Annotated in this window: 11 protein-coding genes and 1 pseudogene; 10 read left to right on the top strand and 2 right to left on the bottom strand. The window is 66.4% G+C overall.

The window, feature by feature from the left end; all coding sequences use genetic code 11:
* Positions 1-13: 13 nt before the first annotated feature.
* The 5 genes from DIE16_RS13785 to cysM all read left to right on the top strand — a co-directional run bounded on the left by DIE16_RS13785 (position 14) and on the right by cysM (position 4,951).
* Positions 14-1,414, top strand: coding sequence for a UDP-glucose/GDP-mannose dehydrogenase family protein (locus tag DIE16_RS13785; protein ID WP_124892466.1), 1,401 nt, complete (start codon positions 14-16; stop codon positions 1,412-1,414).
* Between the two features lie 7 nt (positions 1,415-1,421).
* Complete coding sequence (gene rfaE1 / locus DIE16_RS13780; RefSeq protein WP_124487829.1) at positions 1,422-2,372, top strand: D-glycero-beta-D-manno-heptose-7-phosphate kinase; 951 nt, start codon at positions 1,422-1,424, stop codon at positions 2,370-2,372.
* A 58-nt stretch (positions 2,373-2,430) separates the two neighbouring features.
* Positions 2,431-3,423: an ADP-glyceromanno-heptose 6-epimerase gene (rfaD, locus tag DIE16_RS13775; RefSeq protein WP_044844832.1), complete on the top strand. Its 993-nt coding sequence runs from the start codon at positions 2,431-2,433 to the stop codon at positions 3,421-3,423.
* A gap of 74 nt (positions 3,424-3,497) precedes the next feature.
* Positions 3,498-3,842, top strand: a complete 345-nt coding sequence (locus tag DIE16_RS13770) for a helix-hairpin-helix domain-containing protein (protein WP_124487830.1) — start codon at positions 3,498-3,500, stop codon at positions 3,840-3,842.
* 206 nt (positions 3,843-4,048) lie between these two features.
* Positions 4,049-4,951, top strand: a complete 903-nt coding sequence (gene cysM / locus DIE16_RS13765) for a cysteine synthase CysM (RefSeq protein WP_124487831.1) — start codon at positions 4,049-4,051, stop codon at positions 4,949-4,951.
* A 76-nt stretch (positions 4,952-5,027) separates the two neighbouring features.
* Here cysM and mltB read toward each other — a convergent pair whose 3' ends face one another.
* On the bottom strand, positions 5,028-6,377 hold the full coding sequence (gene mltB / locus DIE16_RS13760) for a lytic murein transglycosylase B (protein WP_082088495.1): 1,350 nt from the start codon (positions 6,375-6,377) through the stop codon (positions 5,028-5,030).
* 43 nt (positions 6,378-6,420) lie between these two features.
* Between mltB and DIE16_RS13755 the strand changes: the two genes are divergently transcribed.
* A complete protein-coding gene (locus DIE16_RS13755) occupies positions 6,421-7,344 on the top strand; it encodes a histone deacetylase family protein (RefSeq protein ID WP_044844828.1) in 924 nt (307 codons plus the stop codon).
* A gap of 22 nt (positions 7,345-7,366) precedes the next feature.
* Here DIE16_RS13755 and DIE16_RS13750 read toward each other — a convergent pair whose 3' ends face one another.
* Positions 7,367-8,290, bottom strand: coding sequence for an alpha/beta hydrolase (locus DIE16_RS13750; RefSeq protein ID WP_124487832.1), 924 nt, complete (start codon positions 8,288-8,290; stop codon positions 7,367-7,369).
* Positions 8,291-8,506: 216 nt separating this feature from the next.
* On the opposite strand from DIE16_RS13750, the gene DIE16_RS13745 reads away from it, so the two are divergent.
* From DIE16_RS13745 to DIE16_RS13730, 4 genes and pseudogenes are all read left to right on the top strand, one after another.
* Positions 8,507-9,541 (top strand): methionine ABC transporter ATP-binding protein, encoded by a 1,035-nt coding sequence (locus tag DIE16_RS13745; protein ID WP_044844826.1) that lies wholly within the window; start codon positions 8,507-8,509, stop codon positions 9,539-9,541.
* Positions 9,531-10,184 carry a methionine ABC transporter permease gene (locus DIE16_RS13740; protein WP_044844825.1) on the top strand — a complete coding sequence of 218 codons (654 nt, stop codon included), beginning with the start codon at positions 9,531-9,533 and terminating at the stop codon, positions 10,182-10,184. The genes DIE16_RS13745 and DIE16_RS13740 overlap by 11 nt, the downstream gene beginning before the upstream one ends.
* 27 nt (positions 10,185-10,211) lie before the next feature.
* Positions 10,212-11,006 carry a MetQ/NlpA family ABC transporter substrate-binding protein gene (locus DIE16_RS13735; RefSeq protein WP_124487834.1) on the top strand — a complete coding sequence of 265 codons (795 nt, stop codon included), beginning with the start codon at positions 10,212-10,214 and terminating at the stop codon, positions 11,004-11,006.
* Positions 11,007-11,235: 229 nt separating this feature from the next.
* Positions 11,236-11,600, top strand: a pseudogene (locus DIE16_RS13730) (electron transfer flavoprotein subunit beta/FixA family protein); the annotation flags it as partial.

Genomic DNA, 11,600 nt, shown 5'->3' with positions numbered 1-11,600 from the left:
TACCGGAACATCTATGAAAATCACCATCATCGGCACCGGCTATGTCGGTCTTGTCACAGGCTCCTGCCTCGCCGAGATCGGCCACGACGTCTTCTGTCTGGATGTCGATCCGCGCAAGATCGAGATCCTGAACAACGGCGGGATGCCGATTCACGAACCGGGCCTGCTGGACATCATCGCGCGCAATCGCGCGGCAGGGCGTCTGCGCTTCTCGACGGACATCGAGGCGAGCGTCGCGCACGGCGAGATCCAGTTCATCGCCGTCGGCACGCCGCCCGACGAGGACGGTTCGGCCGACCTGCAATACGTGCTCGAGGCCGCGCGCAACATCGGTCGTTACATGACCGGTTTCAAGGTGATCGTCGACAAGTCGACGGTGCCGGTCGGCACCGCGCAGCGCGTGCGCGCGGTGGTCGACGAGGCGCTCGGCGCCCGCGGGCTTGCGGGCAGCGTCGCGCACCGTTTCTCGGTCGTATCGAATCCGGAATTCCTGAAGGAAGGCGCGGCAGTCGAGGACTTCATGCGCCCGGACCGGATCGTCATCGGCGTCGACGACGACGAGACGGGCGCGGCGGCGCGCGAGAGGATGAAGAAGCTGTACGCGCCGTTCAACCGCAATCACGAGCGCACGATCTACATGGACGTGCGTTCGGCGGAATTCGCGAAATATGCGGCGAATGCGATGCTCGCGACCCGCATCTCGTTCATGAACGAGATGTCGAATCTCGCCGACAAGGTCGGTGCCGACATCGAAGCCGTGCGCCGCGGGATCGGTTCCGATCCGCGCATCGGCTATCACTTCCTGTACGCGGGCGTCGGCTACGGCGGCTCGTGCTTCCCGAAGGACGTGCAGGCGCTGATCCGCACCGCCGGCGAGAACGGCCAGCCGCTGCGCATCCTGGAGGCCGTCGAAGCGGCCAACTCCGCACAGAAGGACGTGCTGATCGGCAAGATCGAGCAGCGCTTCGGCGCGGACCTGACCGGTCGCGAATTCGCGGTCTGGGGCCTCGCGTTCAAGCCGAATACGGACGACATGCGCGAGGCGCCGAGCCGTCGGCTGATCGCCGCGCTGCTCGGGCGTGGCGCGATCGTGCGCGCGTACGATCCCGTCGCGATCGACGAGGCGCGCCGCGTGTTCGCGCTCGATCTCGGCGAGGCTTCCGACGCGCTTGCGCGTCTGCATTTCGTCGATACCCAGGACGCGGCCGTGAGCGCCGCGGATGCGCTCGTGATCGTCACCGAGTGGAAGGAATTCCGGAGCCCGGATTTCACGCGCCTGAAGGCCGAACTGAAGGCGCCGGTGATCTTCGACGGACGCAACCTGTACGAACCGGACGCGATGGCCGAACTCGGCTTCGACTACCATGCGATCGGGCGTCCGCACGTCGATCCGCAGTCCCCCTCCCGTGGATGAGCGCACGATGACGACCCTTCGCGAAGTGGTGCCGGTCCCGCGCGCGCAGCTCGCGCGTTCGCGTGTGCTCGTGGTCGGCGACGTGATGCTCGACCGCTACTGGTTCGGCAACGTCGACCGTATTTCGCCGGAAGCGCCGGTGCCCGTCGTGCACGTGCAGCGCCAGGAAGAGCGGCTCGGCGGCGCGGCCAACGTCGCGCGCAACGCCGTGACGCTCGGCGCCCAGGCCGGGCTGCTGTGCGTGGTCGGCTGCGACGAACCTGGTGAGCGGATCGTCGAGCTGCTCGGCAGCAGTGGCGTCACGCCCCATCTCGAGCGCGACGCGGCGCTGCCGACGACCATCAAGCTGCGCGTGCTTGCGCGCCAGCAGCAGCTGCTGCGCGTCGATTTCGAGGCGATGCCGACGCACGAGGTGCTGCTCGCCGGGCTCGCGCGGTTCGACGCGCTGCTGCCGCAGCACGACATCGTGCTGATGTCGGATTACGCGAAAGGCGGGCTGACGCACGTGACGACGATGATCGAGAAGGCGCGCGCGGCCGGCAAACCGGTGCTCGTCGATCCGAAGGGCGGCGACTGGGCGCGCTATCGCGGCGCCTCGCTGATCACGCCGAACCGCGCGGAGTTGCGCGAAGTCGTCGGTCAGTGGCATTCGGAAGACGACCTTCGCGCGCGCGTCGCGAAGCTGCGCGCGGAACTCGATCTCGATGCGTTGCTGCTCACGCGTTCGGAAGAGGGGATGACGCTCTTTTCCGCCGCGGGCGAACTGCACGCGCCGGCGCTCGCGCGCGAGGTGTACGACGTGTCGGGGGCGGGCGATACCGTGATCGCGACCGTCGCGACGATGCTCGGCGCAGGCGTGCCGCTCGTCGACGCCGTCGTGCTGGCGAACCGTGCCGCGGGTATCGTGGTCGGCAAGCTCGGCACGGCGACCGTCGGCTACGACGAACTGTTTCACTGAGCGCATCGGGCGGCGCACGCGCCGGCCGGACGGCTCCCATTTTTCAGGCAGGACGACCATGACCATCATCGTCACCGGCGCAGCCGGTTTTATCGGCGCGAACATCGTCAAGGCGCTCAACGAGCGTGGCGAGTCGCGCATCATCGCGGTCGACAATCTGACGCGCGCGGAAAAGTTCCGCAATCTCGTCGATTGCGAGATCGACGACTATCTCGACAAGACGGAATTCGTCGAACGCTTCGCACGCGGCGATTTCGGCAAGGTACGCGCGGTGTTCCACGAAGGCGCCTGTTCGGACACGATGGAAACCGACGGCCGCTACATGATGGACAACAACTTCCGCTACAGCCGCGCGGTGCTCGATGCGTGCCTCGCGCAGGGCGCGCAGTTCCTGTACGCGTCGTCGGCGGCGACCTACGGCGGCTCGACGCGCTTCGTCGAGGAGCGCGAGGTCGAGGCGCCGCTGAACGTCTACGGCTATTCGAAGTTCCTGTTCGACCAGGTGATCCGCCGCGTGCTGCCGAGCGCGAAGAGCCAGATCGCCGGGTTCCGCTACTTCAACGTGTACGGCCCGCGCGAGACGCACAAGGGCCGCATGGCGTCGGTCGCGTTCCACAACTTCAACCAGTTCCGCGCGGAAGGCAAGGTCAAGCTGTTCGGCGAGTACAACGGTTATGCGCCGGGTGAGCAGACGCGCGACTTCGTGTCGATCGAGGATGTCGCGAAGGTGAACCTGTTCTTCTTCGATCATCCGGAGAAGTCGGGCATCTTCAACCTCGGCACCGGCCGCGCACAACCGTTCAACGACATCGCGTCGACGGTCGTGAACACGCTGCGCGCGCTCGACGGCCTGCCGCCGCTGACGCTCGCGCAGCAGGTCGAGCAGGGGCTGATCGAATACGTGCCGTTCCCGGATGCGCTGCGCGGCAAGTACCAGTGCTTCACGCAGGCCGACCAGACGAAGCTGCGTGCTGCCGGCTACGATGCGCCGTTCCTGACGGTGCAGGAAGGTGTCGACCGTTACGTGCGTTGGCTGTCCGGCCAGGTTTAAGTCCGCGCGTCGCATCGCTAGACTGGGTCTCACGGTCGGCAGCCGCCGACCGTTTTTCATCGGAGATCCAGCACATGATCAGGAAATGGTTTGCCGCCGCAGCGATGTTCGGCGCGATCGCGTCGGCCTGGGCGGCCGTCGACGTCAACACCGCGAACGAGGATGCACTCGTCGGTATCAAGGGCATTGGTCCCGCGCGGGCAAAGGCGATTCTCGACGAGCGCGGCGCACGCGGCCCGTTCAGGAATGCAGACGATCTTGCATCGCGCGTGAAAGGCATGGGCGGCCATACGGTCGAGCGCCTTCAGCAGGAGGGGTTGACGATCGGCGCAGCTGGCTCGGGTGCGCAGGCACCCGCCGCGGGCAAGCCCACGGCAGTGAAACCTGCCGCGGCGCCCGCCCGCACTGCGCAGAAGTAACGCTCGCGAGGCGAAGGGCTCCTTCAGTCGCCGTCGTTGCGACGGCTTCCCGCGGCATGCCGCGGGTTTTTTGCGTGCATGCTGCACGCGCACGATCGTGAATCGCGGGCACGCTTATTCCACCGTCGCAATGGGGGTTGCCGGCGCGAGCCCCGGCGCTGGTTTACAATCAATCGATTGATCAGCCTCGCACTCACGGTATCTCCATGGCTTACAAAACTATCGAAGACACGATCGGCAACACGCCGCTCGTGCAACTGGTCCGCCTGCCGGACGACGAGATTCGCGCACGCAACAACGTGTTGCTCGCCAAGCTGGAAGGCAACAATCCGGCCGGTTCCGTGAAGGATCGCCCGGCGCTGTCGATGATCAACAAGGCCGAGGCGCGCGGCCGCATCAAGCCGGGCGATACGCTGATCGAGGCGACGAGCGGCAATACGGGCATCGCGCTCGCGATGGCCGCGGCGATCCGCGGTTACAAGATGGTGCTGATCATGCCGGAAGACCTGTCGGTCGAGCGTCGCCAGAGCATGGCCGCTTACGGTGCCGAAATCATCCTGACGCCGGTAAAGGGCGGGATGGAACTGGCGCGCGACCTCGCGGAGCAGATGCAGCGCGAAGGCAAGGGCGTGATCCTCGATCAGTTTGGGAACCCCGACAACCCGCTCGCGCACTACGAAGGAACGGGCCCGGAGATCTGGCGCGACACCGAGGGGCGCGTCACGCACTTCGTGTCGGCGATGGGCACGACGGGCACGATCATGGGCACGTCGCGTTTTCTGAAGGAACAGAATCCGGCGATCGAGATCGTTGGCGCGCAGCCGGAAGAAGGGTCGCGCATCCCGGGCATTCGCAAGTGGCCGGAGGCCTATATGCCGACGATCTTCGATCGCAGCCGCGTCGATCGCGTCGAGAGCGTGAGCCAGGCCGCGTCCGAAACGATGGCGCGCCGGCTCGCGGCCGTCGAAGGCATCTTTGCCGGCATCTCGTCGGGGGGCGCATGCGAAGTCGCGATGCGCATCGCGCGCCAGGTCGAGAACGCGACGATCGTGTTCATCGTCTGCGATCGCGGCGACCGATACCTGTCGACCGGCGTGTTTCCTGCCTGAGCCGGAACGGCATCGGCAGGATCACGCGATAAAAAAGCGCCGCACGAGCGGCGCTTTTTCTTTGCGCGGGCCGAGCTTACTGCGCTGGTGCTTCCGTGTCCGCCGCGGGCAGCGGCAGCGCGCCGCTCGCTTCCATCTGCGCCTTCACGGCTTCGCCGAGCTGGTACACGGTGAGCGCGTAGAAGAAGCTGCGGTTGTAGCGCGTCAGCACGTAGAAGTTCTTGAGGCCGAGCATGTACTCGGTTGCGCGCCCCGGCGACGGCAGATCGACCACGGTCACCGGCGTGCCGGCTTCGGTGGTGATATTGACCGTCGGCTCGTTGAGCGTCATGCCGGCGCGCAGCAGCTGCGACAGTGCCCAGTGCGGTTCGGGCTGGCCGTCCGCGGCCGCCTGGGCGATGCCGAGGCTGCCCGTGTCGGGCGTGATCCGCCAGACCACCGGGCGGTCGGTTTCCCAGCCGTGCTGCTTCAGGTAGTTTGCGACGCTGCCGATCGCATCGGCAGGACTGCTGCGCAGATCGACGTGGCCACCGCCGTCGTAGTCGACCGCATACTCGCGGATGCTGCTCGGCAGGAACTGCGGGATGCCGATCGCACCCGTGTACGAGCCGAGCACGGTGGTCGGGTCGAGCTGGTTGTCGCGGGTCCAGACGAGGAAGTCCTCGAGGTTCTTGCGGAACGTGGCCTGGCGGCTGTCGCGATTCGGCGTGTCCGGGTAGTCGAACGTGAGCGTCGTCAGCGCATCGAGCACGCGGAAGTTGCCCATGTAGCGGCCGTAGATCGTTTCGACGCCGATGATGCCGACGATCACCTCGGGCGGCACGCCGAATTCCTCGGACGCGCGCTGCAGCGTTGCCCGGTTCGCCTTCCAGAATTTCACGCCCGCGTTGATGCGGATCGGTTCGATGAAGCGCGAACGATAGACGCTCCAGTTCTTCACCGAAGGCGTCGGCGCCGGCTTCACGAGTTTCACGGCCGTGGCCGAGTAGCTGACGCGCGAGAACAGCGCGTGCAGGCTTGCGGAATCGAAGCCGTTGCGGCTCACCATCTCGTCGATGAACGCATCGACCTTCGCGTTGCTCGCGTAACGCTGCGGAACGATCTCCTCTTCGAAGGTCTGGCCCGGCGGCGTCGGCTGCTGCGGTTGCGCCTGCGCGACGAGCGTGCCGGGAGACTTCGCAGGCTGTGTTTGCGCGGCGGCGGGTGCGGCGGCCAGGGTAGCGGCGACGGCAGCGGCAACGAGCGGAACGCGAACGCGGAACAGTGCGGAGAGAAGGGCGGCAGGCTTGCTGGAATTCATGTCGAAGCGGGCGGACAGGGCGATGGGGTTCGGCGCAGTATACCCGACGCACCTTGCGTGCCGGGGCGTAGCAGCGCACCGTTGTGGTAAGTTAGCGGCGAATTCGCGGCAGACGATGGACATCATTGATGGAGACCTGCGGCGCAACCCGCGTCGCGGATGACAGCTTATGGCAACCGCCTTCTATACGCACCCCGACTGCATGCTGCACGAGATGGGGGAATGGCATCCGGAATGCCCGGCCCGACTGTCGGCGATCCAGGATCAGCTGATCGCGAGCCGCATCGACGACCTGATCGTGCACGAAACCGCGCCGTTCGCGAGCGAGGTGGCGCTGGGCCGCGTGCATACGCAGGCCCATATCGACTACATCCGCAGCATGATGCCCGTCGACGGCTACGTCGAGATCGATCCCGACACGCTGATGAACCGCGACACGTGGCGCGCCGCGCTGCGTGCGGCCGGCGCCGCGATCGCGGCGACCGACGCGGTGATCGAAGGCCGCTACGCGAATGCGTTCTGCAGCGTTCGGCCGCCCGGCCATCACGCGGAACCCGCGCGCGCGATGGGCTTCTGCTTCTTCAACAACGTCGCGATCGCCGCGCGGCACGCGCTCGACGTGCACGGCCTCGAGCGGGTCGCGATCATCGATTTCGACGTGCACCACGGCAACGGCACCGAAGCCGCGTTCGCGAACGACGAGCGCGTGCTGATGTGCAGCTTCTTCCAGCATCCGCTGTACCCGTTCTCGGGCGCCGATCACCAGGCGCCGAACATGGTCAACCTGCCGATGCCTGCGCGCAGCAACGGGATGGCGATCCGCGAAGCGGTCGACATGTTCTGGCTGCCGCGTCTCGACGCGTTCAAGCCGCAAATGCTGTTCGTGTCGGCCGGTTTCGACGCGCATCGCGAGGACGACATCGGCAACCTCGGTCTCGTCGAATCCGATTTCGAATGGCTGACCGCCCAGGTCGTCGACGTCGCGCGCCGGCATGCGCAGGGTCGCATCGTGAGCTGTCTCGAGGGCGGCTACAACCTGTCGGCACTCGGGCGCAGCGTGGTCGCGCACCTGCGCGTGCTGGCCGGCATCTGACCGGCAGCGGATCGGCGCGCGCTCAGCGCGCCGGCACGTGCGCGTGAATCCACGCGATCAGCGCATCGATCACGCGGTCGCGCTCGAGATCGTTCATCGTTTCGTGGAACCCGCCTTCGTATAGCGTCAGCGTGCGATCGGGCGAGCCGACGCGGGCGCCGAACGCGCGGCTTCCATCGGGTTCGGTCAGCTTGTCCTCGGTGCCGTGATAGACGAGCACCGGCACGCGCAGCGCACCGCGACCGTGCTCGATGCGCGCCATCGCATCGAGGATTTCGGCGCCGGTGCGCGCCGGCACCGCGCCGTGGTGCACGAGCGGATCGGCGCGATTGGCGGCGACGACGGCCGGATCGCGTGACAGCAGCGCCGCATCGATCCTGATTGCAGGGAAGCTCGGCCACACGCGGCTGATGAAGCGGCTCATCGCGAGCATCCAGCGCGGCACGTCGCGTCCCGGCGCGAGCGCCGGGCTCGACAGCACGAGGCCTGCCAGCGCGTGGCCGCGAGCCGGCACGCGTTCGATCGCATACAGCGCCGCGACGGCGCCGCCCATGCTGTGCCCCATCAGGAAGAGCGGCGTGGCGCCGCGGGCGGCTTCGGCAACCAGCGCATCCGCATCGTTCAGGTAATCGTCGAAACACTCGACCCATGCGCGTTTGCCGGGCGACTGGCCGTGCCCGCGCAGATCGATCGCCAGCACGTCGATGCCCGCCGCGTTCAATCTGGCCGCGAGCGCCGCGTAACGGCCCGCATGCTCGGCGAGGCCGTGGACGAGCGCGATCGTCGCAAGCGGCGGCAGCGTGCCGTCGCCGGCCGGCCAGCGATACGACGCCAGTTCGAGCCCGTCCGCGGTACGCAGCCGGCCCATCCGCGGGGCGGGCGGCGATACCGGGCCCGATGCCGAGGTGGCGGCGGGTGCGGCGGCCTGCGTGGTGGTGGCGGTCATCTGGCGGGTCCCCTGTCTCGTTGGCATCGGTGTTCCGGATCATAGTCGCGGTACCCGCGCGGCGGCCCAGCAGCGCCCCTCTAATTTCGTCTGGTTATGAAAAGATCGAAATCGATTATTAAGTGGAATGAGGCGTTTGCGGTAAAATCGCCGGCTATTCCAGATGCTTCGGCGGCCAACTGGCGGGCCTCGCCAGCCGGCCGCCGTTTTGTTTACATGATCGAATTACGCAATCTGTCGCAGCGTTTTCCCGGGCCGACCGGCTGGGTCGACGCATTGCACAACGTCAATCTGACGATCCCGCAGGGAGAGGTGTTCGGCATCATCGGCCGAAGCGGCGCCGGCAAGAGCACGCTCGTGCGCACCATCAACCTGCTCACGCGGCCGACCGAAGGCAATGTCGTCGTCGGGGGACGCGATCTCACGCTGCTGTCGTCCGGCGCGCTGCGCGAAGCGCGCCGCGAAATCGGCATGATCTTCCAGCACTTCAATCTGCTGTCGTCGCGCACGGTGTTCGACAACGTCGCGCTGCCGCTCGAGCTGGCCGGCGCGAGCCGTGCCGAGATCGAGGCGGCGGTGCTGCCGCTGCTCGACCTCGTCGGGCTGTCCGCGCAGAAGGATCGCTATCCGGCGCAGATCAGCGGCGGCCAGAAGCAGCGCGTCGGCATCGCCCGCGCGCTCGCGAGCAAGCCGAAGGTGCTGCTGTCGGACGAAGCGACGTCGGCGCTCGACCCCGAGACCACGCGCGCGATCCTCGACCTGCTGAAGCGCATCAACCGCGAGCTGGGCCTGACGATCGTGCTGATCACGCACCAGATGGAAGTCATCAAGCAGGTGTGCGATCGCGTGGCGGTGCTCGACGCGGGCCGCGTGGTCGAAGAGGGCCGCGTGATCGACGTGTTCCTGCAGCCGCATCACGAAGTGACGCGCGCGCTGATCGGCGACGTGATCGCGCAGGAACTGCCGCCGGCGCTGAAGGCGCGCGTGGCCGAGCGGCTGAAGACGGGCAGCGGGCATCTGCTGCGGCTCGCGTTCACCGGCTCGGGTGTCGATCAGCCGATCCTGTCGGAGACGATCCGCCGGTACGAACTCGATTTCAACATCCTGCATGGCCAGATCGACGAGATCCAGGGGCAGGCGTTCGGGTCGCTCGCGGTGCTCGCGGGCGGCGAACCGGGCAAGGTCGGGCAGGCGCTCGCGTTCCTGCGCGAGCAAGGTGTGGTGGTAGAGGAGCTTTCGTATGTTGAGTGAGATGTTCGATATGTTCGTGCAGTCGTTCTGGGAGACGCTGATCATGGTCGGCATCTCGGGGGCGGTCGGCGCGCTCGTCGGGCTGCCGCTCGGCGTGCTGCTCTACCTGACCGACCGCCAGGGCGTGCTGCAGAACCTCGGCGTGAATCGCGTGCTCGGCGGCATCGTGAACGCGGTGCGCTCGACGCCGTTCATCATCCTGCTGGTCGCGGTCATTCCGTTCACGCGGCTCGTCACGGGGTCGTCGATCGGCACGGCCGCAGCGGTCGTGCCGCTGACGCTCGCGGCCGCACCGTTCGTCGCGCGGCTGGTCGAGACCGCGCTGCGCGAAGTCGACCGCGGGCTGATCGAGGCCGCCCAGTCGATGGGGGCGACGACCTCGCAAATCGTGTTCAAGGTGCTGCTGCCCGAATCGCTGCCGGGCATCGTCGCGGGCCTGACGATCACGTTCGTGTCGCTCGTCGGCTATTCGGCGATGGCCGGTGCGATCGGCGGCGGCGGGCTCGGCGATCTCGGGATCCGCTACGGCTACCAGCGCTATCTGCCGGAAGTGATGTGGACGGTCGTCGCGATCCTGATCGTGTTCGTGCAGATCGTGCAGTCGTTCGGCGACTGGCTCGTGCGCCGGCTGAGCCACAAGTAAAACGACATTCATTCGTTGGGGGATAGGATGCAACGACGCTTCATGCTGAAGTTCGCGGCCGCATTCGGCGCGGCCGCACTGTTCGCGAGCGCGCACGCGCAGACCGAAACCATCAAGGTGGGCGTGACGGGCGGCCCGCACGCGCAGATCATGGAGGTGGTGAAGAAGGTCGCGGCCAAGGGCGGCCTCGACATCCGCGTCGTCGAATTCTCGGATTACGTGCAACCGAACGCGGCGCTCGCGTCGGGCGATCTCGACGCGAACAGCTACCAGCACGATCCGTATCTGCAGGCGCAGGTGAAGGATCGCGGCTACAAGCTGATCAAGGTCGCGGAGACCGTCACGTTCCCGATGGGCATCTATTCGAAGCGGGTGAAGTCGCTGGCCGAGTTGAAGCCGGGCGCGCGCATCGCGGTGCCGAACGATCCGACCAACGGCGGCCGTGCGCTGCTGTTGCTGCAGAAACAGGGGCTGCTGAAGCTGCGCGCGGACGCCGGGCTGAAGGCGACGCCGCTCGACATCGTCGATAACCCGCGCAAGCTGAAGATCGTCGAGCTCGATGCGGCGCAGATTCCGCGCTCGCTCGGCGACGTCGACGCGGCCGCGATCAATACCAACTACGCGATGGAAGCGGGGTTGAAACCGAAACAGGATGCGATCGCGATCGAGGGCCCGACTGGCCCGTACGCGAACATTCTCGCGATTCGCGAGGCCGACCGGGGTAAGCCGTGGGTCGCGAAGCTGGTCGCGGCTTATCATTCCGCGGAAGTGAAGCAGTTCATCGAACAGAAGTTCGGCGGCGCGGTGATCGCTGCCTGGTAACACGTGATGCGGGGCGCGCCCGGTGACGATTAGAGTCGATGATCGAAAACCCGGGCTTTGCGTCCGGGTTTTTTCTCTTTTAAAATAGAACGACCGTTCGCTATTGCCGGCGCGCCGGAGAGGCGCGCTATCCTCGATAGCCGCGATGGATTGGTCCGCTTGGCCGCGCAGTCATGAGGCCTCGCTATAGAATGGCCTCTGGTCGTATTCGTAACTTTGGAGCGTGTGCATGAAAATCCTGGTGCCAGTGAAAAGAGTGGTCGATTACAACGTGAAGGTCCGCGTGAAGTCGGACAACACGGGCGTCGACATCGCGAACGTGAAGATGTCGATGAACCCGTTCGACGAAATCGCGGTGGAAGAAGCGGTGCGCCTGAAGGAAGCCGGTGTCGCGACCGAAGTGATCGCGGTATCGGTCGGCGTGACGCAAGCGCAGGAAACGCTGCGCACGGCGCTGGCGATCGGCGCGGACCGCGCGATCCTCGTCGAATCGAACGACAGCGTCGAGCCGCTGGCCGTCGCGAAGATCCTGAAGGCGCTGGTCGACAAGGAACAGCCGCAACTGGTGATCCTCGGCAAGCAGGCGATCGACGA

Origin of the sequence: Burkholderia sp. Bp9090, assembly GCF_003857985.1 — a bacterium.
GTDB lineage: Bacteria > Pseudomonadota > Gammaproteobacteria > Burkholderiales > Burkholderiaceae > Burkholderia.
The sequence above is the reverse complement of the archived record's forward strand: the minus strand, read 5'-3'. Positions and strand labels throughout refer to the sequence as shown.